The 26039-nt window shown below is 62.5% G+C and carries 28 protein-coding genes; 14 read left to right on the forward strand and 14 right to left on the reverse strand.

Annotated elements, in window-relative coordinates; translation table 11 throughout:
- Positions 1-10 precede the first annotated feature (10 nt).
- Genes ptsP through ASD58_RS10485 form a run of 5 tightly spaced genes read left to right on the forward strand, consistent with a single transcriptional unit; the run spans position 11 to position 5372 of the window.
- Positions 11-1759 (forward strand): phosphoenolpyruvate--protein phosphotransferase, encoded by a 1749-nt coding sequence (ptsP, locus tag ASD58_RS10465; protein ID WP_057261163.1) that lies wholly within the window; start codon positions 11-13, stop codon positions 1757-1759.
- Positions 1760-1786: 27 nt separating this feature from the next.
- The gene (locus ASD58_RS10470; protein ID WP_082565348.1) at positions 1787-2944 is read left to right on the forward strand and encodes a homoserine O-acetyltransferase; all 1158 of its coding nucleotides are present in this window, start codon (positions 1787-1789) and stop codon (positions 2942-2944) included.
- A complete protein-coding gene (gene metW, locus ASD58_RS10475; RefSeq protein ID WP_057261067.1) occupies positions 2941-3567 on the forward strand; it encodes a methionine biosynthesis protein MetW in 627 nt (208 codons plus the stop codon). Before ASD58_RS10470 ends, metW begins: the two co-directional genes overlap by 4 nt.
- 4 nt (positions 3568-3571) lie before the next feature.
- Positions 3572-4462, forward strand: coding sequence for a M48 family metallopeptidase (locus tag ASD58_RS10480; protein ID WP_057261068.1), 891 nt, complete (start codon positions 3572-3574; stop codon positions 4460-4462).
- A gap of 1 nt (position 4463) precedes the next feature.
- The gene (locus ASD58_RS10485; RefSeq protein ID WP_057261069.1) at positions 4464-5372 is read left to right on the forward strand and encodes a pseudouridine synthase; all 909 of its coding nucleotides are present in this window, start codon (positions 4464-4466) and stop codon (positions 5370-5372) included.
- 58 nt (positions 5373-5430) lie between these two features.
- On the opposite strand, the gene ASD58_RS10490 is transcribed toward ASD58_RS10485, so the two are convergent.
- The 5 genes from ASD58_RS10490 to ASD58_RS10510 form a co-directional block, all read right to left on the reverse strand.
- Positions 5431-6132 carry a hypothetical protein gene (locus tag ASD58_RS10490; RefSeq protein WP_057261070.1) on the reverse strand — a complete coding sequence of 234 codons (702 nt, stop codon included), beginning with the start codon at positions 6130-6132 and terminating at the stop codon, positions 5431-5433.
- A 71-nt stretch (positions 6133-6203) separates the two neighbouring features.
- Positions 6204-6605, reverse strand: coding sequence for a hypothetical protein (locus ASD58_RS10495; RefSeq protein ID WP_057261071.1), 402 nt, complete (start codon positions 6603-6605; stop codon positions 6204-6206).
- Between the two features lie 2 nt (positions 6606-6607).
- Positions 6608-7348, reverse strand: coding sequence for a DUF4386 domain-containing protein (locus tag ASD58_RS10500; protein WP_057261072.1), 741 nt, complete (start codon positions 7346-7348; stop codon positions 6608-6610).
- A 108-nt stretch (positions 7349-7456) separates the two neighbouring features.
- Positions 7457-8167, reverse strand: coding sequence for a hypothetical protein (locus tag ASD58_RS10505; RefSeq protein ID WP_156401230.1), 711 nt, complete (start codon positions 8165-8167; stop codon positions 7457-7459).
- Between the two features lie 4 nt (positions 8168-8171).
- Entirely contained in the window at positions 8172-8942 is a 771-nt protein-coding gene (locus tag ASD58_RS10510; protein ID WP_057261074.1) for an exodeoxyribonuclease III, read from the reverse strand.
- Positions 8943-8990: 48 nt separating this feature from the next.
- Between ASD58_RS10510 and pyrE the strand changes: the two genes are divergently transcribed.
- From pyrE to ASD58_RS10525, 3 genes are all read left to right on the forward strand, one after another.
- The gene (gene pyrE / locus ASD58_RS10515; protein WP_057261075.1) at positions 8991-9647 is read left to right on the forward strand and encodes an orotate phosphoribosyltransferase; all 657 of its coding nucleotides are present in this window, start codon (positions 8991-8993) and stop codon (positions 9645-9647) included.
- A 72-nt stretch (positions 9648-9719) separates the two neighbouring features.
- Positions 9720-10094 carry a hypothetical protein gene (locus ASD58_RS10520; protein ID WP_057261076.1) on the forward strand — a complete coding sequence of 125 codons (375 nt, stop codon included), beginning with the start codon at positions 9720-9722 and terminating at the stop codon, positions 10092-10094.
- A 4-nt stretch (positions 10095-10098) separates the two neighbouring features.
- Complete coding sequence (locus ASD58_RS10525; protein WP_057261077.1) at positions 10099-11001, forward strand: alpha/beta fold hydrolase; 903 nt, start codon at positions 10099-10101, stop codon at positions 10999-11001.
- Positions 11002-11103: 102 nt separating this feature from the next.
- On the opposite strand, the gene gatB is transcribed toward ASD58_RS10525, so the two are convergent.
- The 3 genes from gatB to gatC all read right to left on the reverse strand — a co-directional run bounded on the left by gatB (position 11104) and on the right by gatC (position 14593).
- Complete coding sequence (gatB, locus tag ASD58_RS10530) at positions 11104-12564, reverse strand: Asp-tRNA(Asn)/Glu-tRNA(Gln) amidotransferase subunit GatB (protein WP_057261078.1); 1461 nt, start codon at positions 12562-12564, stop codon at positions 11104-11106.
- Positions 12565-12722: 158 nt separating this feature from the next.
- Positions 12723-14198 carry an Asp-tRNA(Asn)/Glu-tRNA(Gln) amidotransferase subunit GatA gene (gene gatA / locus ASD58_RS10535; protein WP_057261079.1) on the reverse strand — a complete coding sequence of 492 codons (1476 nt, stop codon included), beginning with the start codon at positions 14196-14198 and terminating at the stop codon, positions 12723-12725.
- Positions 14199-14293: 95 nt separating this feature from the next.
- Positions 14294-14593, reverse strand: a complete 300-nt coding sequence (gene gatC, locus ASD58_RS10540; RefSeq protein WP_057261080.1) for an Asp-tRNA(Asn)/Glu-tRNA(Gln) amidotransferase subunit GatC — start codon at positions 14591-14593, stop codon at positions 14294-14296.
- A 239-nt stretch (positions 14594-14832) separates the two neighbouring features.
- Between gatC and ASD58_RS10545 the strand changes: the two genes are divergently transcribed.
- Genes ASD58_RS10545 through ASD58_RS10570 form a run of 6 tightly spaced genes read left to right on the forward strand, consistent with a single transcriptional unit; the run spans position 14833 to position 21605 of the window.
- A complete protein-coding gene (locus tag ASD58_RS10545; RefSeq protein ID WP_028102363.1) occupies positions 14833-15876 on the forward strand; it encodes a rod shape-determining protein in 1044 nt (347 codons plus the stop codon).
- Between the two features lie 47 nt (positions 15877-15923).
- Positions 15924-16892 (forward strand): rod shape-determining protein MreC, encoded by a 969-nt coding sequence (gene mreC, locus ASD58_RS10550; protein WP_057261081.1) that lies wholly within the window; start codon positions 15924-15926, stop codon positions 16890-16892.
- Positions 16889-17401 carry a rod shape-determining protein MreD gene (gene mreD, locus ASD58_RS10555; RefSeq protein ID WP_057261082.1) on the forward strand — a complete coding sequence of 171 codons (513 nt, stop codon included), beginning with the start codon at positions 16889-16891 and terminating at the stop codon, positions 17399-17401. Before mreC ends, mreD begins: the two co-directional genes overlap by 4 nt.
- A gap of 2 nt (positions 17402-17403) precedes the next feature.
- Entirely contained in the window at positions 17404-19479 is a 2076-nt protein-coding gene (gene mrdA, locus ASD58_RS10560; protein WP_057261083.1) for a penicillin-binding protein 2, read from the forward strand.
- A 9-nt stretch (positions 19480-19488) separates the two neighbouring features.
- A complete protein-coding gene (gene rodA / locus ASD58_RS10565) occupies positions 19489-20604 on the forward strand; it encodes a rod shape-determining protein RodA (RefSeq protein ID WP_057261084.1) in 1116 nt (371 codons plus the stop codon).
- Positions 20601-21605, forward strand: a complete 1005-nt coding sequence (locus ASD58_RS10570) for a septal ring lytic transglycosylase RlpA family protein (RefSeq protein WP_057261085.1) — start codon at positions 20601-20603, stop codon at positions 21603-21605. The genes rodA and ASD58_RS10570 overlap by 4 nt, the downstream gene beginning before the upstream one ends.
- On the opposite strand, the gene ASD58_RS10575 is transcribed toward ASD58_RS10570, so the two are convergent.
- From ASD58_RS10575 to ASD58_RS10600, 6 genes are read right to left on the reverse strand one after another with little or no spacing between them, the layout of a single operon-like run.
- On the reverse strand, positions 21592-22284 hold the full coding sequence (locus tag ASD58_RS10575; RefSeq protein ID WP_057261086.1) for an SPOR domain-containing protein: 693 nt from the start codon (positions 22282-22284) through the stop codon (positions 21592-21594). The genes ASD58_RS10570 and ASD58_RS10575 overlap by 14 nt on opposite strands.
- Before the next feature lie 15 nt (positions 22285-22299).
- Positions 22300-23064, reverse strand: a complete 765-nt coding sequence (locus tag ASD58_RS10580; protein WP_057261087.1) for a type III pantothenate kinase — start codon at positions 23062-23064, stop codon at positions 22300-22302.
- Entirely contained in the window at positions 23061-23873 is an 813-nt protein-coding gene (locus ASD58_RS10585) for a biotin--[acetyl-CoA-carboxylase] ligase (protein ID WP_057261088.1), read from the reverse strand. The genes ASD58_RS10580 and ASD58_RS10585 overlap by 4 nt, the downstream gene beginning before the upstream one ends.
- A complete protein-coding gene (locus ASD58_RS10590; protein WP_057261089.1) occupies positions 23870-24643 on the reverse strand; it encodes an SDR family oxidoreductase in 774 nt (257 codons plus the stop codon). Before ASD58_RS10590 ends, ASD58_RS10585 begins: the two co-directional genes overlap by 4 nt.
- Positions 24644-24647: 4 nt before the next feature.
- The gene (locus ASD58_RS10595) at positions 24648-25316 is read right to left on the reverse strand and encodes a thiol:disulfide interchange protein DsbA/DsbL (RefSeq protein WP_057261090.1); all 669 of its coding nucleotides are present in this window, start codon (positions 25314-25316) and stop codon (positions 24648-24650) included.
- A gap of 14 nt (positions 25317-25330) precedes the next feature.
- Positions 25331-26035, reverse strand: a complete 705-nt coding sequence (locus ASD58_RS10600) for an SPOR domain-containing protein (protein WP_057261091.1) — start codon at positions 26033-26035, stop codon at positions 25331-25333.
- Between the last annotated feature and the right edge of the window lie 4 nt (positions 26036-26039).

Consider the following 26039-nt stretch of genomic DNA (forward strand, 5'->3'; position numbering starts at 1 on the left):
CGGCAGCCCGATGGCATCGTTCTCCCTCCACGGAATTCCGGTTTCGCGAGGCATCGCGATCGGCCGCGCGCATATCCTTGCGCCGGCGGCGCTCGATGTAAAGCACTACCTGATCTCCGAGGAGCACGTGGAAGCGGAAGTGAAGCGCCTGCAGCAGGCGCTGGCTGCCGTGCACCGCGAGCTGCAAACGCTGTGGAATGAGTTGCCGAAGGATGCCCCGACCGAGCTGGGTGCGTTCATCGACGTGCATGCGCTGATCCTGTCGGACCCGATGATTTCCGAAGCGCCGCTGGACATCATCCGCAGCCGCCATTACAACGCCGAATGGGCGCTGTTGACCCAGATCGACGAACTGTCGGCGCAATTCGACGAAATCGAAGACCCCTACCTGCGCGAGCGCAAGGCCGACATCCAGCAGGTCGCCGAGCGGGTACTGAAAGTCCTGATGGGCAGCGAACCGCTGCTGCCGAAACAGGCGGAGCTCGAAGGCGATGAATTCCTGGCCCAGATGATCGTGGTGGCCCACGATATCTCGCCGGCCGACATGCTGAAATTCCGCGACCGCTCCTTTATCGGCTTCGTGACCGATGTGGGCGGCCAGAACTCGCATACCGCCATCGTGGCGCGTTCGCTCGACATTCCGGCCGCTGTCGGCATGTCGCAGGCGTCCACCCTGATCCAGCAGGATGACTGGGTGATCATCGACGGCGACGCCGGCGTAGTGATCGTCACCCCAAGCGCGCAAGTGCTGGAGCAGTACCGCGAGCGCCAGCTGGCAGCGATGCGCGCCCGCAAGAAGCTGGGCAAGCTGAAAAAGACCCCGGCCGTGACCAGGGACGGCACGCAGATCGCACTGATGGCGAACATCGAATTGCCGGAGGACTGCGAGCACGCGATGGAGTCGGGCGCAAACGGCGTCGGCCTGTTCCGCTCCGAATTCCTGTTCATGGGGCGCGACGGCGACATGCCGTCGGAGGATGAACAATACGAGCAGTACGCCAAGGCCGTGCTGGCCATGAAGGGCCGCCCGGTCACCATCCGCACGCTCGATATCGGCGCCGACAAGCCGCTGGACCAGATGGAGCACACCGCGCTCAATCCGGCCCTGGGCTTGCGCGCCATCCGCTACTGCCTGGCGGAGCCGCAGATCTTCCTGACCCAGTTGCGCGCCATCCTGCGCGCCTCGGTGCACGGCAAGGTGCGCATCCTGATCCCGATGATGGCGCACGCCTTCGAGATCGACCAGTCGCTGGCGATGATCAAGCGCGCCAAGACGCAGCTTGACGAAAGAGGGGAGAAGTACGACCCCGAGGTGCCGGTCGGCGCCATGATCGAAATTCCTGCGGCCGCGCTGGCGCTGCCGATGTTCGTCAAGAAGATGGACTTCCTGTCCATCGGCACCAATGACCTGATCCAGTACACGCTGGCGATCGACCGCGTGGATTACGAAGTGGCGCACCTGTACGACCCGCTGCATCCTGCGATCCTGCAGCTGATTGCGATGACCATCGCCGCCGGCCACAAAGCCGGCATCGAAGTGGCCGTGTGCGGCGAAATGGCGGGCGACGCCAAGATGACCCGCCTGCTGCTGGGCATGGGTTTGCGCGAATTCTCGATGCACCCGTCGCAGCTGCTGGCGGTCAAGCAGGAAATCCTGAACAGCGACCTGGAACAGATTGCGCCGCAGATGCGCAAGATCATGCGCGGCATGGATCCTGAAACGATTGCCGACGCAGTCAACGCCCTGCAAGCCCTGTAAGACAACCTCATTTATCACCGGATTCACATGCCTTCGATTGGAATCGTCTCGCCGCAGACAATGCACTTTGCGGAACCCCTTCAGCTACAGAGCGGAGCGTCCCTGCGCGACTATATGCTGATGTACGAGACCTATGGCACGCTGAATGCGGACAAGTCCAATGCGGTACTGGTGTGCCACGCGCTGAACGCGTCGCACCACGTGGCCGGCTACTACGCCGACAACCCTAAGAACGTGGGATGGTGGGACAATATGGTCGGCCCGGGCAAGGCGCTCGATACCGACAAGTTCTTCGTCATCGGCATCAACAATCTCGGGTCCTGCTTTGGTTCGACCGGCCCGATGCACATCAATCCGGAAACGGGCAAGCAATACGGCGCCGCTTTCCCGGTGGTGACGGTGGAGGATTGGGTGGCCGCGCAGGCGCGCCTGGCCGACCAACTGGGCATCCGGCAGTTTGCCGCCGTGATGGGCGGCTCGCTGGGCGGCATGCAAGCCCTGGCCTGGTCCATCATGTATCCCGAGCGCCTGCGCCACTGCCTGGTGATCGCTTCCACGCCGAAGCTGTCGGCACAGAACATTGCCTTCAACGACGTGGCGCGCCAGGCCATCCTGTCCGACCCGGATTACCATGGCGGCGATTTCTACGAGCACGGCGTCGTGCCGAAGAACGGGCTGAAAGTGGCGCGCATGATCGGCCACATCACTTACCTGTCGGACGACGACATGGCCGAGAAGTTCGGCCGCAAGCTGCGCGATATTGCAGCCAGCGGCGGCGACTACAAGTTCGGCTTCGGCATCGACTTCGAGATCGAGTCCTACCTGCGCTACCAGGGCGACAAGTTCGCCGAGTACTTTGACGCCAATACCTACCTGCTGATCACCAAGGCGCTCGACTATTTCGACCCGGCGCGCAAGTTCGACGGCGACCTGACCAGGACCCTGGCCTCTACCCGCGCCAAGTTCTTTCTCGCTTCCTTCACCACCGACTGGCGCTTCTCGCCGGAGCGCAGCCGCGAGATCGTGCAGGCCTTGCTGGCCAACCGCCGCGAGGTGACTTACGCCGAGATCGATGCACCGCACGGCCACGATGCCTTCCTGCTCGAAGATGCGCGCTACATGAACATGGTACGCGCCTACTACGAGCAAGTGTGGAAAGAAACGAACAAGGAACAAGCAGCATGACTTTCGATGACCTGAGCAGCGCCCGTCCCGACCTGGCTTTCATTGCGCACTGGGTGCGCGAAGGCGCCCACGTGCTCGACGTGGGTTGCGGCGATGGCGTGATGATGGATTACCTGCAGACCGGCAAGCGTTGCACCGGCTACGGCCTGGAATTGGCGGACGAGCAGGTGCTGGCATCGACCCAGCGCGGCGTGCGCGTGATCCAGCAGGACTTCGAGAACGGCCTGGGCATCTTCGGCGACAACTCCTTCGATACGGTGTTGTGCCTGTCCTCGCTGCAGATGATGAAGCACGTGGAAGACCTGCTGCGCGACATCGTGCGCGTGGGCCGCGAAGCCATCGTGTCCTTCCCTAATTTCGCTTACTGGCCGCACCGCGTGGCGCTGATGAAAGGGCGCATGCCGGTTTCCAAGTCGCTGCCTTATCAATGGCACGACACGCCGAACGTGCGCTGCGCCACCATCTACGATTTCCAGGAACTGGCGGAAGAGGTGGGCCTGGAAGTGATCGAATGCGTGGCGCTGGCCGAGGGCAAGACGGTCTCGGTACTGCCTAACTTGCGCGGCGATTTGGCCGTGTTCCGTTTGCGGAAAAAGCAATCCAGCCAAGCTGTGTTATCTTAAAGCCATGAAGAAGTTCAAGCTCACTCTTATTGCGCTGGCGCTGGCCGCCGGCACTGTGTCGGCCCAGCCTCCGGCGCCGATGAACCCAAAAGCTGACGGCATTCCCGTCACCAAGCTTTCCCGCCTGCGCGTCTTTGCCGATGAGCAAGACATGGACCAGCAGTCCAAGCTGCAATACTCCCAGCTGCTGAACGAAGCCAAGCAGAAGGAAGCGCTGGTGCCGGAATCCGATCCGCAGGTCAAGCGCCTGCGCGCCATTGCGGCCCGCATCGTACCCAATGCCCAGCGCTGGAACCCGTCGGCCGCCAACTGGCAATGGGAAGTCAACCTGCTCAATTCCGATCAGGTCAATGCCTTCTGCATGCCGGGCGGCCGCATCGCTTTCTTTACCGGCATCCTGACCAAGCTGAACCTGACCGACGACGAAGTGGCGATGGTGATGGGCCACGAAATCGCCCACGCGCTGCGCGAGCATGCCCGCAAGCGCGCCGTGCAATCGACTGCCGTGTCGCTGGCCAGCAAGCTGGGTGGGGCAGTGCTGTCGTCCTACCTCGGCATTGACCCGCGCATCACCGATGCCGGCGCCAACGTTGCCGGCCAACTGACCGTGATGAAGTTCTCGCGCGGCGACGAGACGGAATCGGACCTGGTCGGCATCGACCTGGCCGCCCGCGCCGGCTTCGATCCGCGTGCCGGGATCGCCCTGTGGCAGAAGATGAGCGCCGTCAATGCGCAGCAGCCGATGGAATTCCTGTCGACCCACCCAAGCGGCAATTCGCGCATCCAGGACATGCAGAAGCAGATGCCGCTGGTGCTGCCGGTCTACGCCCGCCAGCGCGGCCTGGACGTGAACAAGCTGCCGCCTTACCAGACCTCCCCGCTGCCGAAGTCCTGAAATGTCCCGCCCGAAGCAAGCCTCGGGCGCGCCGCCGTTGCCGATGCGCGACGGCGTTACGCCCAGCTACCTGTGGCTGCCTGAGGGCGACTGGCCGGATATGATCACCTTCATGTCCGCCCACTATCCCGCCGTCACGGAAATCCAATGGCGTGAGCGCATGGCGCGCGGCGATGTGGTGGATGGCAAGGGCGTGCCGGTGCAGCCAGGCTCGCGCTATGTGCGCGGCGCCCGCATCTGGTACTACCGCGAGCTGGATCACGAATTCCCGATTCCATTTGAAGAAGTAGTGCTGCACCAGGATGAGCACATCGTGGTGGTCGACAAGCCGCACTTCCTGCCGACGATTCCGTCCGGCCGCTTCGTCAAGGAGACCCTGCTGGTGCGGGTGCGCCGCAAGTTGGGCATTGAGGACCTGGTGCCGATCCATCGCCTCGACCGCGAAACGGCGGGGCTGGTGATTTTCTCCTGTAATGCCCGCAGCCGCGGCGACTACCAGTCGCTGTTCCAGAAACGCCTGGTGCAGAAGGAATATGAAGCGCTGGCCGGCCCGTTGCCGGGCCGCGAATTCCCCTTCGTCTACCGTAGCCGCATGGTGGAGGGCGACAAGTTCTTCACCATGAAGGAAGAGCCGGGAGAGCCGAATTCGGAAACCATGATCGACGTGATCGAACAGCGCGGCGAACACGTGCTGTACCGGCTGTGGCCGCACACCGGCCGCCAGCACCAGTTGCGCGTGCACCTGTCGTCGCTCGGCATTCCGATCGTGAATGATGTCTTCTACCCGGTCGCACTGCCGTGCAAGCAGGACGACGTTTCGTCGCCGCTCAAGCTGCTGGCCAAGGCCATCGGCTTCCCCGACCCGCTAACGGGCGAGTGGCGCTATTTCGAGAGCAAACGCACTCTTTGAGCCATTCCTTTTCTTCCTAAACCCCGCTTCCCAGGGATCAAGTCTTTTCAAGCTGCCCTTAGCCGAACATGTAGCGAACCAGCAGGCCGATCGGGAACCACATGCCGAACTGGATTGCGAGTGCGATGAACAAGGCCTGGTTCGATGGGCGCAGGCTGCCTGCGGCACCGTCCGAAATCGTGCGGGTCATTGCTGCATGCGCCACTTCGCGCAGCGTCATGCCGGTGGTCGCGACTTCGGTAATGGTGTCGGCCAGCGGGATGCGCGCGGTGAGGCTGGCGAGCAGCCATGGCAGCGGTTTTGGCAGGCCCGATTGCAGGTTCAGGAAGCTGCGCCAGCCGCCGAGAAACTTCTCCGACAGTGGGCGGCCCGGTTCGTAATTGACGCTGCGCAGGAAGGATTCGAGGATGCCCGCACCCAGCTTGGCGATCAGGCCCGACTGGCTTTCCACCACGCGCGCCAGGATGCCCTGCAAGCCAAGCTTATATGCCATCATGCCGGTCAGGCCGACGGCGATCATGAAGGGGGCCGCGACAAAAGCTGCGTAAATCATGGCCGAGCCATGGCCGCCACCGAGTTCGCTGCGGAACAATAACGTGACGCCCAAGGCATTGACGATCACCGCCGCAAGCACCGCCAGTGCGGTGCGCAGGATGCCGGCACCGGCACCCCGGGTGATATCGCCCGCCAGTTGCTTGGCGAGGGCGATCTTGTCGATGCCGCTGTTTTCTTCGGTTGACGGTGTCAGGACTTGGTTCATGGCCAGCGCAATAGTAGTTTAAGGTTTGGCATTTTAAACAACTAAGGCGCGAATCGGTGCACTAAATGGTTTCAGTGCGCTGGTGCGGATTTAGGACTGTAGCTGGAACCCGGCGGAGCCCAGAACAGCGGGCCTTTCGGGGAGATTTGCAGGTTGTCGCTCAAGCCCTGCTTTTTCAGTTCGCGGCGCAGGCCTTCCACGCCGTCATCGCTCTCGATGATGAAGGCTTCGTCGATTACATCGCCGTAGTGGCGGTTGGTGGTCTCGATTGCCAGCTCGACCAGGTCGCCGTCGGCTTCAATGCTCCACAGGTGCACGTCCTCATCTTCTGCGAAGGTCTTGAAGCGCCAGGTGCCTTTCTCGGTCTGCACAAACTGGATCGTATCGAATTGTTCGTCGGTGGCTTCGGACTCTTCGTCGTTGATAAAGCTGCTCTTGATGGTCAGCAGGAATAGCACTAATACAGATTTCATTTTCAGTTCCGGGCGATTTTTATCCCCGTATTATAGGCGTCCACGCTGTGCACCGGCTCGCGTGCGCCCATGACGCAAAGCCACAGGCAGGTGCCGATTTCGCCGAGCGAGGCCGGGATCGACAGCAGGCCGGCACCCGGCAGCGCGGCGAAATCGGCCAACAGGATGTAGCCGAAGGCTTCGGCCGCATAGCCAGCGCTGCCGACCATCAGCAGGATGCCGAGCAACTTGGGCAGGATGCCCGACTTGTAGACCAGGTAGCCGAAGGGCGCCAGCCACAAGCTCCAGAACACCTGGTTCAGGACCATGCCCTTGCTGTATGCCTTCAGCGACAACATGACTTGCTGCGCCAGCACGTCCGGCGCAATGCCGCGCAGGTAGTCGGCACCGCTGATCAGGTTCAGTACCTCCAGCCGGTGGCCGACGTTGGCGAATGACAGCGGCACGCTGGCCACGGCCAATGCCACCATCACCGCGGCGGGGCTGCGGCCGTAAGGGCTGAGGAGTTTGTAAAGCGCCAGCGGCAGCAGAAGGAAGGCGAGATAACACACCAGGCTCGCTGCGATCCCGGCGCGGAATAAGCCCTCATGAGCGTCGATGCTGGCGAGGGCTGCGGCAGGATCATTGCCGATCTTGAGTTGGGAAGGCACGTACATCAAGGCGAAGATGCCGGCCACCACTACAACCAGGTACAGCAGGCCGGCAGTGCGCGCGAGACGCTTGGTGGGCGTACTCTGTTGCATAGTCTTTTCCTTGTTTTTTTGAAAAGAATATGCAGGATGGCATAAGCTGCCGCGATGGGCAATACATGGGCGCAGCGATGTTGCGCGATAGCGAACAAGAAGCTGCAGTCAAACCTTTACTGGAGTCCTTCCTCGTTTTTCTGCCACGTCGAAGCCGCGATCCCAATAGCCTGCAAGTACCTCGTGGGCGTGGGCCGTATTCGGTGCCCGGTAGGGGTTTGCCGATCGCTGCATGCCCGCCTGGCGGGCCAGGTCACCCTGTTCGGCGACCCGGTTCTTTTCGGTTTTTAACCACGCCAGGCTGGATCCAATATTGTGCCGGTTGAGTTCCGAGAACCTTTGCGCATACCCGTCATTGGTGATGCGGATGAGCAGGCCCTCCCGGCTGGCACCAGCAATTTTGACAGGGGTGTTACGTTTGGCCCAGAAGTAGAGGAACCAGAACAGTAAGCCATAAGCCAGGCCGAGGACCGAGCTCCATCCCAGGCCCTCGAATGCAGCGTGGCCGTCGGCGCTGCCGAGCGATGCTATTTGCAACGTAGCCTGCAGCAACAGGCAAACTGCGATGACGCCAAGTCCAAGGGTCACCAGGCTACGTTGCGAAAGGCCGCTGGCGATCCACGTGCGCCAGTAGTGGCGGTCACAGACGGGATGCCGGACTTGTGTGACCTTGCTTTGAATTTTCGCGTGGGGGATACCAATCGCAACGCCGCTCACTGCCGACATTTGAACGGCGAGCAAGCGGTCTGCCTTGCCATCGCAGACCGCGCATCGTTCCGGCCAATGAATTCCCTTGTGCCAGGCCGCGAAATCTTGCATCAGCTTAGGCGTGGTACTCGATGATCAGCGGGGCGTGGTCGGAGAATTTTTCGTCCTTGTAGACCGACACCGTGTGCGCCTTGGCTGCGATGCCTGGGGTGGCGACGTGGTAGTCGATACGCCAGCCCACGTTCTTCGCGTAGGCCTGGCCGCGGTTGGACCACCAGGTGTATTGCTCCGGGCGCTGGTCGAGGCCGCGGTGCACGTCGACGTAGCCGACTTCGTCGAATAGCCTGGTCATCCAGGCACGCTCTTCGGGCAGGAAGCCGGAGTTCTTCAGGTTGCCCTTCCAGTTTTTCAGATCGATCTCTTTGTGGGCAATGTTCCAGTCGCCACAGATGACGAACTCGCGGCCTTCGGCGCGCAGTTGCTGCAAGTGCGGCAGGAACAGCTCCATGAAGCGGAACTTGGCGAGCTGGCGCTCTTCGGACGAGGAGCCGGAAGGGCAGTACACCGAAATCACGGTCAGGTTGCCAAAATCGGCGCGCACGTAGCGGCCTTCGGCGTCGAACTCGGGGCTGCCGAATCCGATCATCACACAGTCAGGCGCCACCTTGCTGTAGATGCCGGTGCCGGAATAGCCTTTCTTTTCCGCGTAGTGGAAGTGGCCGTGGTAGCCGTGCGGGTTCAGGAATTCCCCGGTCATGTCCGGCGCCTGCGCCTTCAGTTCCTGCACGCAGATGATGTCGGCGTCGATCGTGCCCATCCAGTTGAAAAAGCCCTTCTTGGCGGCGGAGCGGATACCGTTCAGGTTTGCGGAAATGATTTTTGGCATAGGTGTTCCGGTTAAAATATCGGCACTTTGAACAGAGATGGGTGCACTATGAGCAATTTGAGGCAAGAGTTTATCGCGTTTTCCGTACAGGCGGGAGTGCTGAAATTCGGCGAGTTTACGACCAAAGCAGGGCGGCAATCGCCCTATTTCTTCAACGCTGGCCTGTTCCATGACGGTGCGACTTTGGCCAAGCTGGCCGACTTCTACGCCCAGACCCTGCTGGACTCCGGCGTTCAATTCGACATGCTGTTTGGCCCGGCCTACAAGGGCATCACCCTGGCATCGGCGACCTCGATGGCGCTGGCCGGCAAAGGCCGCAACACTTCCTTCGCCTACAACCGCAAGGAAGCCAAGGACCATGGCGAAGGCGGCACACTGGTGGGCGCCAAGCTGACTGGCAAAGTTGTCATTATTGACGATGTGATCTCGGCCGGCACCTCGGTACGCGAATCCGTGGAAATGATCCGCAATGCCGGCGCCGAGCCGTGCGCCGTGCTGATCGCGCTGGACCGCATGGAGCGCGGCGGCAAGGATGGCCAGATGTCCGAGCTGTCCGCAGTGCAGGAAGTCAGCAAGAACTACGGCATTCCGGTGATCTCGATCGGCAGCCTGTCGGACCTGTTTACCTACCTGTCAGCCGACCCGTCGCTTGCACAGTACAAGGACGCGGTAGCCGCTTACCGCAGCAAGTACGGCGTGGAATAAGCCGCGCTGGCGCTGGCCGGGCGTTGTGCTAGACTGTGATTGCTTCCTTACAACATTAGATCGAGGAAAGTAATGAACATCGCAACGCTCAAGGTGTACGGCGACGAAGCCGCGGTCGCGGATGTGCGGGATGGGCTCCCCAGCGAGCCCGAAAGCGACTGGAAGAAGGGCGATACCAGCCCGACCGGCCGCACCCGCCTTGACCACGGCTTCTACGCCACGCTGGGCACCGACCCGGATCCGGACGCCCTGATGCGCAAGGTACGCGCCTACCTGCACGAATGCCAGGCGCGCGGCATCAGCTTCGATGTGGCACCGATCCAGGCCGAATTGCGCGTTGCCTTTTCTCCCGCCGCGCCCAACCAGGGCGCATCCACCCTCGATTTCACGCTGGCCGACCTCTCACTGTTGCTGGAGATGGGCATTGCGCTGAGCATTTCCTCGTGACCGCATGAACCGATTCTCCGAAGACCGCTTCGCCACATTCAAGGGGCGCAACGGCGCTGAACGCAAGATCCACATCTGGGAGCCCGAAAAGCCGGCGGCTGGCGTGCTGCTGGCCATCCATGGCGGGATGGCGCATGCGGGCGACTATGTGACGCCTGCGCTGTATTTCAGGCAGCATCGGTTCGCCACCGTGGCCTTTGATTTGTGCGGACATGAGAATGCGCGTCGCGTGGACATTCCGGATTTCGGCATCTTTGTCGAGGAAGTGGAGCTGTTCCTGCATTGGGTCAAGCAGCACTTCCCGGACGTGCCGGTGTTTATCATGGGGCATTCGATGGGGGCGCTGATTGCTACGCGTTTCGGCTTGGAGCGGCTCGAGCGCGATTCGATGGTGAAGGGCTTTGTGCTGTCTTCGCCGTATTACGTGAATGCGGTTAAGGTGCCGGCGGTGTTGGAGAAGATGTCCGGCTTGCTGGCGACGCTGGTACCGACCATGAAGGTGCCGATGGCGTCTTTGACCGATGTGCTGACGCGCGATGCTGCGATTACGGCGCGCCATCATCGCGATGAGGCCGATGACGTGCGGGCGCGCGAGTGCACGGTGCGGTTTGGGGTGGCTTTGCAGGGGGCGCAGAAAGGCCTGGCGGAGAAGATGCCGACCTGGCGCTGGCCGTTATACGCGGTAGTGGCGGGGAATGACAAGCTGGCCGACCCTAAGGCGACGCTGGATTTGCTGGCGATGATTGATCCCAAGCTGCTGGAATGCCATGTGCAGCATGAGAATTATCACGAGAATTTCAATGAGGTGAATCGGGAGGAGATTTTTGCGGACATCCTGCGGTGGATGTGCGCACACCTTTTGAAACCGGTAAACCAGGGTCAGGCACAAGTGCCTGACCCTGTATGATCTCGCGGTCTGGGGTTGGTTGATCAACAACGCACAACCCTGACCCCAGGCCGTGCTGCAGACGGTGTCTGACCCTGCGGGTCAGACACCGGTTTACCGGTTTTAGGAAGCCAGCTTCTGCTTTAGCAGCTCGGTCAGTTGGGCCGGATTGGCCTTACCTTTCGAGGCCTTCATCGCCTGGCCGATCAGCGCGTTGATGGCCGCTTCCTTGCCGGCGCGGTACTGCTCAACGGACTTCTCATTGTTGGCGATCACTTCGTTGACGATGGCTTCCAGCGCGCCGGTGTCGGAAATCTGCTTCAGGCCTTTCTGTTCGATGATTACATCGACCAGGTTCGGGTCTTCCGACTTGGCTTCCCACATTGCGCCGAATACTTCCTTGGCGATCTTGTTGGAGATGGTGCCGTCGGCGATGCGCTTCAGCATGCCGGCCAGTTGCGCTGGCAGCACTGGCGCCTCCGTGATTTCAACACCTTCGCGGTTCAGGGTCGACGACACCTCGCCCATCAGCCAGTTGGCGGCAGCCTTGGCGTTCTCCGTGCCCGCAGCGGCAACCACCGCTTCGAAATAGAGCGCCATGCCTTTGGACGCGGTCAGGATCAGCGAATCGTACTCGGGCAGCTTGTACTCGGTGACAAAGCGTTCGCGCATCACAGCCGGCAGTTCAGGCATGGACGCTTTCACACGCTCGATCCAGTCGGCGCCGATGGTCAGCGGCGGCAGGTCCGGGTCAGGGAAGTAGCGGTAATCCTGCGCGTCTTCCTTCTCGCGCATCAGGCGGGTTTCCTTCTTGTCCGGATCGTACAGGCGGGTCGCCTGCACCACCTTGCCACCGTCTTCGAGCAGCTCGATCTGGCGCGCCACTTCAACGTGCACGGCTTCCTCGATGAAGCGGAAGGAGTTCAGGTTCTTCAGTTCGCAACGGGTGCCGAATTCCTTCTGGCCCTTCGGACGCACGGACACGTTGATGTCGCAGCGGAAGGAGCCTTCCTGCATATTGCCGTCGCAGATGCCCAGCCACATCACCAGGCCGTGCAGGGCCTTGCAGTAGGCCACCGCTTCGGAGGCGCTGCGCATTTCAGGCTCGGACACGATTTCCAGCAGCGGCGTGCCGGCGCGATTCAGGTCGATGCCCGACATGCCGTGGTAGTCCTCGTGCAGCGACTTGCCCGCGTCTTCTTCAAGGTGGGCGCGGGTCAGGTTCACGGTCTTGGTGACGAACTTGCCGTCTTTTTCGTAGCCAAAGGTCAGCTGGCCGCCTTGCACCACCGGGTCTTCGAACTGCGAGATCTGGTAACCCTTCGGCAGGTCAGGGTAGAAGTAGTTCTTACGGGCGAAGATCGACTGTGGAGCGACTTTCGCGCCAACGGCCAGGCCGAAGCGGATCGCGCGCTCGACGGCAGCCTTGTTCATCACCGGCAGCACGCCCGGCAGCGCCAGGTCAACCGGGCTGGCCTGGGTGTTTGGTTCGGCGCCGAACTGGGTCGGCGAGCCGCTGAAAATTTTGGAGTCGGTAGTGAGCTGCACGTGGTTCTCAATACCAATGACGACTTCCCATTCCATATTCTTCTCTCTTTCAAGGTCGGTGCCAGGTCTGACATTCGGACATGCGAGCAGTTTGTTTGATTTATCTCAACACGCGATTTTGTCTGGTTTCGCGTATTGAGATTTGTCAAAGAACCTGCGTCGGTGTCCGAATGACAGACCTGGCACCGAATTTATCAGATGCCGCTTGGTGCGCGCTTGTGCCAGTCGGTCGCTTGCTGGAACTGGTGGGCCACATTCAGCAGCTTCGCTTCGGCGAAGTAGTTGCCGATGATTTGCAGGCCGACCGGGCGGTTGGCGTTTTTCTCGCCTTCGCCGAAACCGCAAGGGATGGACATGCCAGGCAAGCCCGCCAGGCTGGTGGACAGGGTGAAGATGTCGGCCAGGTAGTTCGCTACCGGATCGTCCGCCTTCGAGCCCAGGTCCCAGGCCACGGTCGGGGCCACAGGGCCCATGATCACGTCGCACTGGCTGCCCAGCACATTGGCGAAGTCCTGCGTGATCTTGCGGCGGATCTTCTGCGCTTTCAGGTAGTAGGCGTCGTAGTAGCCGTGGCACAGGATGTAGGTGCCGACCATGATGCGGCGCTGAACTTCCGGACCGAAGCCTTCGGCGCGGCTCTTCTTGTACATGTCCTGCAGGTCCTTGTAGCCTTCGGCGCGGTGGCCGTAGCGCACGCCGTCAAAGCGCGACAGGTTGGACGAGGCTTCGGCAGGGGCGATCATGTAGTAGGCCGGGATCGACAGCGCGGTGTTCGGCAGCGAGATATCGACCAGGGTGGCGCCAAGTTCCACGAATTTGGCCAGCGCTGCGCGCACGGCCTTTTCGACGTCGGCCGCCAGGCCTTCGCCGAAGTATTCCTTTGGCACGCCGATGCGCAGGCCGGCCAGCGGCTTGGCCAGGTCGCGGGTGAAGTCTTCGGCAGCGTTGCCTTGTTCAGCGGACAGGCTGGTCGAATCGCGTTCGTCGAAGCCGGTCATGGCGGACAGCAGCAGCGCGCAGTCTTCCGCGGTTTGCGCCATCGGGCCTGCCTGGTCCAGCGAGGAGGCGAAGGCGATCATGCCGAAGCGCGAGGCGCGGCCGTAGGTTGGCTTGATGCCGGTGATGCCGCAGAAAGCTGCCGGCTGGCGGATCGAGCCGCCGGTGTCGGTGCCGGTGACGCCAGGCGCCAGGCGGGCTGCCACAGCCGCAGCGGAGCCGCCGGAGGAGCCGCCTGGAACGGCAGACTTGTCCCATGGGTTTTTCACTGCGCCGAAGGCCGAGTTCTCATTCGAGGACCCCATGGCGAATTCGTCGCAATTCAGCTTGCCGAGGGTGACCATGCCGGCGTCCAGGAATTTCTGCACCACGGTGGCGTCGAACGGGCTGACGTAGTTGGCCAGCATCTTCGAGCCGGCGGTCGAGCGCCAGCCTTTGGTGACGAAAATGTCCTTGTGCGCGATCGGCACGCCGGTCAGGGGCGTGGCGGTGCCGTTGGCGATGCGCTTGTCGGCTTCTTCGGCCTGGGCCAGCGTCAGCGCGCGGTCCACGTGCAGGAAGGCATTCAGGTCGCTCTTCTCAATTCGGTCCAGGAAGTGGTTCGCCAGCTGGACGGCGCTGACTTCCTTTTTTTGCAGGAGCTCGGACAGCTCTTTGATTGTTTTGGTGTGCATTCGTTTTTCCTTTTTAAACCGGTAAACCGGTGTCTGACCCGCAGGGTCGGACACCATGGCACGCGGCAGCCGCGTAACACCGCCTCACCGGTTTTTTATTCGATCACCTTCGGTACCAGGTACAGGCCATCTTCGGTCTTGGGCGCCACTTGCTGGTATTCCTCGCGGCGATTCGGCTCGGTTGCCACGTCTTCGCGCAGGCGCAGGGCGACCTGCATGGCATTGGCCAGCGGGTGGGACAGCGGGGCGACGCCCTCGGTGTCCACGGCCTTCATCTGTTCGGCCAGCGCGAAAATGCCATTCAGTTTGTCCAGCATATCGGCGGAATGGCCGGCGTCCATCTCCAACTGGGCCAGTTTGGCGATGCGTTCAACGTCGTTCAGTGTCAGGGACATGGAAATTGTCAGAATGTAATTTATTGGATTGATTGCCTATCACCAGTTAAATCGCGGCGAACGCCGCATAAATCAACGGTTGCGTGCACGCACAATAGAGTGGATTTAGGGCAAATAACCTGTAGATTATAAGGTACAATCGCGGGTTAATGCGCTGCTGGTGCTGAAGACCCGCCTGGCCGCATTTGACCGGATACCTCATATAACGAATTTTGCGCATTGCGCCCTACAGGACACTCATGTTTGGTTTTTTACGTCGCTATATCTCGTCTGACCTGGCCATCGACCTGGGTACGGCGAACACCCTGATCTATGTACGCGGATCCGGCATCGTGCTGGACGAGCCTTCCGTCGTGGCGATCCGCCAGGAAGGTGGCCCAAACGGCAAGAAAACGATCCAGGCCGTTGGTAAGGAAGCAAAGCAGATGCTGGGTAAAGTGCCTGGCAACATCGAGGCGATCCGCCCGATGAAAGACGGCGTGATCGCCGACTTCACCGTCACCGAGCAGATGCTCAAGCAGTTCATCCGCATGGTGCACGACTCCAAATTCTTCCGCCCGTCGCCGCGCATCATCATTTGCGTGCCTTGCGGCTCGACCCAGGTGGAACGCCGTGCGATCCGTGAATCGGCCCTCGGCGCCGGTGCATCCCAGGTGTACCTGATTGAAGAACCAATGGCAGCGGCAATCGGCGCCGGCCTGCCAGTGTCCGACGCGACCGGCTCCATGGTGGTCGACATCGGCGGCGGCACCACCGAGGTGGGCATCATCTCGCTGGGCGGTATGGTCTACAAAGGCTCCGTGCGCGTGGGCGGCGACAAGTTCGACGAAGCGATCGTCAACTACATCCGCCGCAACTACGGCATGCTGATCGGCGAACAGACCGCTGAAGCGATCAAGAAAGCCATCGGTTCCGCCTTCCCTGGTTCCGAAGTCAAGGAAATGGAAGTCAAGGGCCGCAACCTGTCGGAAGGCATCCCGCGCTCGTTCACCATTTCTTCGAACGAGATCCTGGAAGCGCTGACCGACCCGCTGAACAACATCGTCTCCGCCGTCAAGAATGCGCTGGAACAGACCCCGCCGGAACTGGGCGCGGACATCGCCGAAAAAGGCATGATGCTGACCGGCGGCGGCGCGCTGCTGCGCGACCTGGACCGCTTGCTGATGGAAGAAACCGGCCTGCCGGTGCTGGTGGCAGAAGATCCGCTGACCTGCGTGGTGCGCGGCTCCGGCCTGGCGCTGGAGCGCATGGACCAGCTGGGGTCCATCTTCTCCTACGAGTAAGAGTGAGTAAAAAGGGCAGCGCAAGCTGCCCTTCTTAATTGGAAGACATGGAATACAGTCCACCGCCACTGTTCAAGCAAGGCGCGTCCGCCCGTTTCAAGATGATGGTGTTCGCGTGCATTTCGATTGCGCTGCTGCTGGCCGATTCACGCGTGAATGCGCTGACGGCAGTCCGGCAGGGCGTCGGCTTTGTCCTCTATCCCCTGCAGAAGATCGCACTGCTGCCGCGCGATGCCATGGTCGGCATGGGCGATTACTTCTCCACGCTGTCGAAGCTGGAGAAGCAGGTCAGCGTGCTGCAGCAGCAACAGATCGCCGCTTCGCAGGCTTTGCAGCAGGCCCAGCTCTACCAGGCTGAGAACAACCAGCTGCGCAAGCTGCTGGACGCGCAGCAGCGCGTGCCGGGCAAATCGCAACTGGCTGAAATCCTTTACGAAGCGCGCGATGTGTTCACGCGCAAGGTGATCCTGAATCGCGGTACCCAGCATGGCGTGTCGGCCGGCTTGCCGGTGATCGACAACCAGGGCGTGGTGGGGCAGGTGACGCGCGTGTTCCCGTTCACCTCCGAAGTGACCCTGCTGACCGACAAGGAACAGGCGATTCCGGTGCAGATCCTGCGCAATGGCTTGCGCTCCGTGGCCGTCGGCCGCGGCCAGTCGGGCAACCTGGACTTGCGCTTCATGGCGCCGACGGCCGACGTAGTGGTCGGCGATATCCTGATCACCTCCGGCATCGACGGCGTGTATCCGGCCGGCCTGGCGGTGGCGCGCGTGGTACAGGTGGAGAGCAATGCCAGCGGCGCCTTTGGCCGTGTGGTGTGCGCGCCGCTGGCAGGTACCGAGCGCAATACCGCGCTGCTGATCCTGATGTCGCTGCCGGAAATGCCGCCGCGCCCGCCGGAAGAGGAGCCGGTGACCAAGCCGTCTAAAAAGAAGGATAAGGAAAAGGCCAAGGCGGAAGCCGCCGAAGCGCCGGCTCCAGCCGCCGCGCAAGCACCGAAAGAGGCGACCCGATGAACCGTCCACAATACATCCTGCTGCCGGTCAGCCCGCTGTTCATTTTCTTCAGCCTGTTCTGCGCGGTGCTGCTGAATATGCTGCCGTGGGGCCGCTTCTTCGCGGCGCCGGACTTCGTGGCGCTGACGCTGGTCTTCTGGGGCGTGCACCAGCCGCGCAAGGTCGGCATCGGCACCGCCTTCTTCCTCGGCCTGCTGATGGACGTGCATGACGCTTCGCTGCTGGGCGAGAATGCGCTGGCCTACACGCTGCTGTCGTATTTCGCCATCATGCTGCACCGCCGGATCCTGTGGTTCCGCGTGACGACGCAAATCCTGCATGTGCTGCCCCTGCTGTTGCTGGCGCAAACCGTGCAGATGGTGGTGCGCTTCATCGTGGCCGGCAAGTTCCCCGGCTGGTTCTTCTTCATCGAAAGCGTGGTGGCAGCGCTGTTGTGGCCACTGGCCAGCATGCTGTTGTTGGCGCCGCAGCGCCGCGCCGTGGATAAAGACCACACCCGCCCGATCTGAGCATGACCGAGTTCAAGAATACAGAGCAAGACCTGCACCGCTTCCGGGTGCGACTGTCCGCACTGGGCGGACTGGTGTTCTTTTGCTTTTCGCTGCTGCTGGCGCGCTTCATCTGGCTGCAGGTCGTCAAGCATAACGACTACATTGCCAAGGCCGAGGACAACCGCATCGCGGTGGTGCCGATCGTGCCAAGCCGCGGCCTGATCCTCGACCGCAACGGCGTGGTGCTGGCGCGGAACTACTCGGCGATCACGCTGGAGATCACGCCGTCCAAGCTGGCCGCGCCAATGGAAGACGTGATCGACGAACTGGCCAAGCTGGTGGACATCACCACCAAGGACCGCCGCCGTTTCAAGAAGCTGATGGAAGAGTCCAAGAGCTTCACCAGCATCCCGCTGCGCAGCCGCCTGACCGATGAGGAGGTGGCGCGATTCGCTGCCAACCGTTTCCGCTTTCCTGGCGTTGACATCCAGGCCCGCCTGTTCCGCCAGTACCCGCTGGGCGAAGTGGCTTCGCACGTGGTGGGCTATATCGGCCGCATCAACCAGGCCGAATCCAAGGCGCTGGAAGGGACCGAATACGAAGCCAATTACAACGGCACCGAACATATCGGCAAGGAAGGCCTGGAAAAGAGCTACGAACGCCAACTGCACGGCGTGACGGGCTACGAGGAAGTGGAGCGCACGGCCGGCGGCCGCGCCATCCGCACGCTGTCGCGCACTCCGGCCACGCCTGGCTCCAACCTGATCCTGTCGATCGACATCGAGCTGCAGAAGATTGCGGAAGAAGCGTTCGGCGAATACCGTGGCGCGCTGGTGGCCATCGAGCCCAGTACCGGCGACGTGCTGGCCTACGTGTCACGCCCGGGCTACGACCCCAACCTGTTTGTGGACGGCATCGATGCGCAAAGCTGGGCCGAGTTGAATACTTCGCTCGACAAGCCGCTGATGAACCGTCCGCTGTCCGGTACTTATGCGCCCGGCTCCACCTTCAAGCCTTTCATGGCATTGGCGGCGCTGGAGACAGGCAAGCGCACCACCAGCCAGGCGATTGCCGATCCGGGCTTCTTCTACCTCGGTACCCACAAGTTCCGCGATGACGTGGTGGGCGGTCACGGCATGGTCGACATGCGCAAATCCATCGTTGTCTCGTGCAATACCTACTACTACATGCTGGGCCGCGACATGGGTATCGATCTGATCCATGACTTCATGGCGCCGTTCGGCTTTGGCCAACTGACCGGCATCGACCTGGAAAACGAGAAGAAGGGCGTGCTGCCGTCGCAGGAATGGAAGCGCCAGCGTTTCAAGAAAAATCCGGCGGCAGGCAAGTGGGTGGGCGGCGATACGATTTCGGTGTCCAACGGCTCCGGCTTCAATAACTACACGCCGCTGCAAGTGGCGCACGCCGTGGCCAACCTGGCCAACAACGGCGTCGTGATGAAGCCGCACCTGGTCAAGATCGTGGAAGACGGCGGCACCCGCAAGCGCACCCTGACCGTGCCGAAGGAAAGCTATCGCATCCCGCTCAAGCAGGCCAACATCGACTTCATCAAGGATGCGATGGTGGGCGTGACCACCGAGCCGGGGGCGACCGGCTACCGCGCGTTCCTGAATGCGGGCTACACCGTGGGCGGCAAGACCGGTACCGCGCAGGTGGTGGCGATCAAGGCCAACGAGAAGTACAACGCGGCCCGCCTGGACGAACGCCTGCGCGACAACGCCTGGTTCACCGCCTTCGCACCGGCCGACAAACCGAAGATCGTGCTGGCGCTGATCGTGGAGAACGCCGGCTTCGGTGGCGCGGTGGCTGCACCGATTGCGCGTAAAGTGCTGGACTACTGGCTGCTGGGCAAACGCCCGACCGAAAAGGAAACGACGCCGGTGCCGAAGGAGGATGCGGTCACCGTTCCGGTTGAAGACTTGCCAGAAGAAGACGTCGACGCGGCCGCCGAGCGGCGCGCCCAGCAACAAGGCCAGGTGGCAGCGCCTGCGCAGCCGGCAACAGCGCCGACACCGCAGGTGCCTGCGCCGGCGGACCAGAAGCCGCAGGCCGGCCCGCCGCGCAAGAGAGAATAAGGAGGCAGCATGCCTATCAATGAAAGACGTTCACTGTGGCGGCGCATGCGCCCATATGTGACGGTATTCGATGGCCCGCTGATGCTGGTCATCGTGTTGTTGCTGGCGACCAGCCTGGTCGCCCTGTATTCGGCCAGCATAGGGATTCCGGGCAAGATCGAAGACCAGTTGCGCAATATCGCCATGTCTTTCATCGTGATGTGGTTCGTGGCCAACATCTCGCCGCAGAACATGATGCGCATTGCGCTGCCGGCCTATGTGATAACGGTGTCGCTGCTGGTGGCAGTAGCGTTGTTCGGCACTATCAAGCTGGGTGCGCGGCGCTGGCTTAATCTCGGCTTCGCACAGATCCAGCCTTCCGAGTTCGCCAAGATCGCTGTTCCGCTGATGCTGGCCTGGTACTTCCAGCAGCGCCACGGGCATATGCGCTGGCATGCCTATGCGCTGGGCGCGGTCCTGCTGCTGGTGCCGGTATTCCTGATCGCGCGCCAGCCCGACCTGGGCACGGCGCTGCTGGTGGTGGCGGCTGGCGCCTGCGTGATCTTCCTGGCAGGCCTGGCATGGAAAGCCATTCTTGCGCTGGTGGTGATGGGCGCGGCCTGCCTGCCGGTCGCCTGGTCGATGATGCACGACTACCAGCGCGAACGGATCATGACCCTGATCGACCCGACTTCCGATCCGCTGGGCAAAGGCTTCCACATCCTGCAGTCGACCATTGCGATCGGCTCCGGCGGCGTGACAGGCAAGGGCTGGACGCAGGGCACGCAGGCCCACCTGGAATTCATCCCCGAGCGCACCACCGACTTTATCTTCGCCGTATTTTCGGAGGAGTTTGGCCTGGTCGGAAACCTGATCCTGATGTTCCTGTACCTGCTGCTGATCGGCCGCGGGCTGATGATCGCCTCCGGCGCTCCGAACCTGTTCACGCGCCTGCTGGCAGGCGCGATCACGATGATTTTCTTCACCTATGCCTTCGTCAACATGGGCATGGTGAGCGGCATCCTTCCGGTAGTGGGCGTGCCACTGCCGTTCATAAGCTACGGCGGCACTGCGCTGCTGACACTCGGATTGGCATCGGGCATCCTGATGTCGATCCAGCGACATAGAAAGCTGGTGCAAACTTGAAGAAGCACGCAATCCGACTCCTGCCGCTTGCGGCAGCCGCCCTGCTGGCCGCTTGCGGTACCACGCAGACCGACTCCACTTCGCGCAAGCCGCCGTCCCCCGTGACGGCCAAGCCGCAGCCGGGCATTCCGGTGTTGCCGGCCGCGGGCTCCGGGCGCGGCGCCTACTACCAGGATGACGGCCCGGGCGACAATCCGCCGGTGGGCTTGATGGAAACCCCTGACGCGGAGGTGCGCAACGATCCGTTGTCGCCATACTCCAACCGTCCGTATGTGGTCTTCGGCAAGAATTACAAGCCGATCGCGCTTGGCTCGGACTTCAAGCAGCGCGGGCCAGGTACCTGGTATGGCAAGAAATTCCATGGCCAGCGCACTTCGTCCGGCGAGATTTACGATATGTACAAGATGACGGCGGCGCACCCGACGCTGCCGATTCCATCGTATGCACGCGTGACCAATGTCTCGAACGGCAATTCGGTGATCGTGCGCATCAACGACCGCGGGCCATTCCATTCCACCCGCATCATCGACGTTTCCTACACGGCGGCGCTGAAACTCGGCCTGCTGGTCAACGGCAGCAGCCAGCTCGAAGTGGTCCACCTGCCGCCGGCCGAAATCGAGCGCATGATCGCAGCGCGGAAAGAAGGCGGCAATGCGCCGGCAACGGCTTCCGTGCCGTCGGCCCAGGCGCCGCAAAGCATGCCGAAGGCCGCGCCGATGCTGGCATCGTCGAACGGCGACGAAGCCAAGCCTGTTTTGCTTGGCGGGGCGGGCGAGCAGGGCTTCTTCCTGCAACTGGGTTCCTACTCGCGCGAAGATGGCGCGGATGGCTTGCGCAAGCGCCTGGAGGCCAGCGACGCCGGCCTGAAACTGGATGTGGAACAGGCAGGCAAATTTTATCGCCTGTTTGCCGGCCCTTATGCGAGCCGAGAGGATGCACAGGCAGCCGGCAAGGCGCTGCCATCAAGCCTGAAGCTCAGGCCTATCGTTATCGAGCGCTAGAGCAGCTGCGGGTTTCCTGTTCCGGGAACTTGGCGACGATCTTGGCGATGCGTGCCTTGGCGTCGTCGCTGATGTCGCGGAACTGGAAATACACTTGCTTGCTGCCGGTGTAACGCGGAGCCACTCGGGCAGTCTGCACGCCCTGCTTGTTCAGCGCGGCCAGCTGTGCCTGGGCCGCCGCTTCGCTACGGAACACGCCCAGCGAAATGCCCCATTTCAGCGGCGAACTGTCATTCAGGATGAAGAAGTTGGTGACCCCAAGCGCGCGCAGTTCGTCGGCCTTCTTTTCGGCCGCGGCGCGGCTGGCTTGTGGCGGAATGTGCACGATGTAGCTTGAGATCTCCTGCTCGGCCACGTTGCGGCGCTGCTGGCGGTCGCCCAGTTCCAGCGGCGCCAGGCGGTTTTCAAACTTGTGGGCCTCGTCCAGACCGAAGTTGCCGGCTTCCAGGCAGGCCACGGCGGCTGGTTCGTCGCGCGGCACCGGTGGCGGCGGGGCGGCGGCCGCCACGGCGCTTTCGGCCTTGCTGGCGCTGATCAACTGGAGCTTGTCGGCGTTTTGCTGCTTCTGCAGGCGCGCCGGTTCGTGTTCGTTGCCGCTGAATTGGCCGAGGTAGCCCTCACCATACGCAAACAGCGCGGCATTGGCGACCAGCAGCAGGGCGAATATCAGTTTCAGCACGGGCACTCCATACGGTCAGGCGCTGCGCAGGGCAGCGTGCAGTCCTATCATCACGATGTTTTCGACATGGCGGTACGGCACGGGGACCGCTGGCGCGATATACGGCGCGGCGCCGCCGGAAATAATACATTCTACGGCCTGGTGCAGCTCAAATGCGCGTTCAATCGCACCGGACTGGGCGGCCAGGCAGCCGGACAGGATGGCGTCGTCGGTGTTGTCGGCGAAGCCTTCCGGCAGCTTGCCGGGTTTGACCTGGGGCAGCTGGGCGGTGTTCCTGGCCAGCGAAGTGGCCATCAGGCCCAGGCCCGGCAGGATCATGCCGCCCAGGAAAGTGCCGTCGGCAGTGATCGCGTCGATGGTTGTCGCGGTACCGCAGTTGGCGATCACGATAGCCTTGCCCGGGCACAGGGCATGCGCGCCGATGGCGGCGGCAAAACGGTCGCAGCCGAGTTGCGCTGGATTGCGGTAGGCATTGCGGACGCCGGCGCGCTGGGGGACAGAGGCGAACCACTCGATGGCTTGCTGCTGGACCGGTAGCTGCGGCGCTGCCAGCCAGCTTGCCAGCATGTCGCGCGCGGGCTGGCCGGCGACGTTGGCGATCAGCACGCGGCCAACGGCCGGCACGGCGCCGAGGGCAGCGATGAGGGCTGTCGGGAACTCGGCGGCGTCAGCGTGCATGTGCGCGCCTTGCGCTACCCAGTTGCCGAGGGCGGCGCCAGGCGCTGCGAGCGCCCACTTGATGCGGGTATTGCCGGCGTCGATCAGCAGGTCGTAAGTCATTGCGCGAGCCTCAGCGAAACGTCGCCCGACAGCACGGCAACGCGGCCGGAAGGCGTATCGAGCAGCAAGCGGCCCTGGTCGTCCACGCCTGCCGCCAGGCCTTCCTGCTGGACTGTGCCCTGATCGAGCAGTCGCACCGGCTGTCCGCGCCAGGCCTGCAGCGCGTTCCAGCGTTCCGTGAAGGCGGCAAAGCCGGTATCGTCGAATTCTGCCAGCACCGCGCACAGGCGGCTAAGCAATTGCGCCAGCAAGGCATTGCGGTCCATTTGCGCCAGCCATGGGGCGGAAGATACCTCGCGGCCAATGGCCGCTTCCATCTCGTCCGGCATCAACAGGTTCATGCCGCATCCGATGACGGCCCAGATGGTGCCGTCCGGCGCAGCTTGCGTTTCAACCAGGATGCCGGCCAGCTTGGCGCCATCCTTCAGCATATCGTTCGGCCACTTGAGCTGGACCGGGACACCCAGGCCATTCACGGTTTCGGCCAGTGCCACGCCGACCGCAAGCGGCAAGCCCACCATGCGATGCAGCGGCGCGCGAAATGGCCAGGCGACGGAGAAAGTCAGCGATGCACCGGGCGCGGAAAGCCAGCTGCGGCCAGCGCGCCCACGGCCTGCGGTCTGGCGCTCGGCCACGCGCAGCAGCGGTCCGCGCAGTGCCGTGCTGGTCGACTGTGCCGCGGAAGGCACGCGCGCCAGCAGGTCGGCATTGGTGGAGCCGGTTTCGTCCACCACCTCAATGGCGACGTGGGAAGCGCTGTCGGCAACCAGCGCGCGGATCGCCGCAGCGGCGAGCGGTGTTGCATTCATGTGGTGCCCTTGCGCGCCTTGTGCGGCGCCTTGGCGAAAGCCCGGTCAAACAGCCAGTTCGGCAGCACGCGCAGCAAGCGGGCAATCATCCCGGCCCCGAAGGGAATCACGCGGTAGCTGTCGCCCCGTTCGATGCTGCGCGCGGCGGCCGCAGCGAAATCCGCGGGCTGCATCAGGAACGGCATCGGGTATTTGTTCTGTTGCGTCATCGGCGTGTCGATATAGCCCGGCGCAATGGTGACCACCTTGATCCCGCTGCCGCGCAATTCGACTCGCAGCGCCTCGCAATACACTCGCACTGCCGCCTTGGAAGCGCTGTACGCGCCGCCGCCCGGCAGCCCGCGCACACCGGCAACGCTGCCGATGCCGACCAGGCGCGCCGGGGTGCCCTGCGCGCGCATCGCGGTGATGAAAGGTGAAAACGTCGCCACCGTGGACGTGACGTTGGTGGCGATAATGGATTCGAAAACCGGCAGGTCTTCCGGCAGTTCGGTGATGGTGCCGTGCGAGATGCCCGCGCTGGCGATGACGATATCGCAGCCGCCGGCATGGGCCAGGAAGGCTTCTGCGGCGCTGCGCAGCGCCGCGTGGTCGGTTACGTCGGCCGCATAGCAGCGGTGGCGCTCCGGATTGGGCAGGGTGGCGGCAAGCGCCTGTAGCGCATCCGCGCGGCGGCCCAGCAGGCCGAGGGTGCAGCCTTGTGCGGCGTAATGCGCCGCCAGTGCTGCCCCGATGCCGCTGGAGGCGCCGGTGATGAAAACGCGCTTCAAGGCCTTACTTCTTCTCCGCCTGTGCCTTGGCAACGAGGAAATCCAGCACGGTCAGCGCATTGGCGTGCTGCTGCGCCTCGTTAGGCACTGGCTTGACGTTCTTGTTTGCCTCGGCGGGGGAGGTCATGTACTTGCCATCGACCACCAGCATTGGCCAGTAGTCGACGCGATAATCGCCCATCATGCGCTCGATGCGGCGCAGTTTGGCGGCCACGCCGAAGCTGTTATAGGCTTCAGTGAACTTGGCCTTGTCGATGCCGTTGCTGGCGGCCCAATCGATCACCGCCGTATCGTTGCGCAGGGGATTACCCTGTTCGTGCATGGCGGCGAATACTTTCGCGTGATTCTGTTCAACCAGGCCCAGGGCTTCCAGGGCCAAATACAGCTTCTGCTGCGGCAGCACGGACGGGCCGCGGCTCACGTGAACACGCTTGAAGACCACGTTGTCGCCCTGTTTCTTGACCCAGGCAGCCATGGCCGGTTCCAGCGCATAGCAGTGAGGGCAGTAGTAGGCGAAGAACTCGATGACTTCGACTTTCTTGCCGGTATCGACCGCCTGCGGTTCCGGCAGCACCACGTAATCCGTGCCGGCAACAGGAGCTGCGGTGGAAGCGACGGCGCCAAAGGCAACGCTGCACAGGACTGCGGCCAGGATCTGCTTAAACAGTTTCATCGCTTGGACTTCCCTTATTTTTGATTACGGACGACGGCAACATCGATGCCGTTTTCAGACAGCTTGGCGCGTACCTTGTTCATGGCTTCGACCTGGGTGAAAGGACCCATGCGCACGCGGTGCAGCACGCCGGCATCGGTGGCGCGGTCGGAAACCGTGGCCTCGAAGCCCAGCAGGGCCAGTTTGGCGCGGGTGTTCTCGGCGTCGCCCACTTCGCGGAAGGCGCCGGCCTGCAGGTAGTACACGAACTTGTCTTCGCCTGGCAGTGCAGGCGCCGGGGCGGCTGCCTGCGCCGGCGGCGCCGCGCTGTTGACCGGCGGCGGCGCGGCAGGCGAGGTGGCGGCAGGGGCGGGAGCAGGGGCTGGAGCCGCAGGCGTCTTGGCCGGAGCCTGGCCCTGCGCCTGGATGCTGTCCACTACCTTTTGCAGTTGGTCGGCTGGCGCCTGTTTCGCAGCTTCGCGTTCGAATTCGCTGTTCGCCTTCTTTACCGCTTCCTTATTGCCGTACATCGGCTTGTTCGGATCGGCGATCTGGCCGGATGCTTCATCGGTCGCCTTACCGTTCTTAGGCGCCTTGTCGGTGAACGGCGTCTGGCCCTTGGTGATACTCAGGGCCACGACGACGGCGATGACCAGGCCGATGACCAGGCCGATGATGAAGCCAACTAAGGTGTTGCCTTGTTGCTGACGCGAAGAAAAGCGAAGGGAACGAAAAGCCATGTGG

Source organism: Duganella sp. Root1480D1 (assembly GCF_001427305.1).
GTDB lineage: Bacteria > Pseudomonadota > Gammaproteobacteria > Burkholderiales > Burkholderiaceae_D > Rugamonas.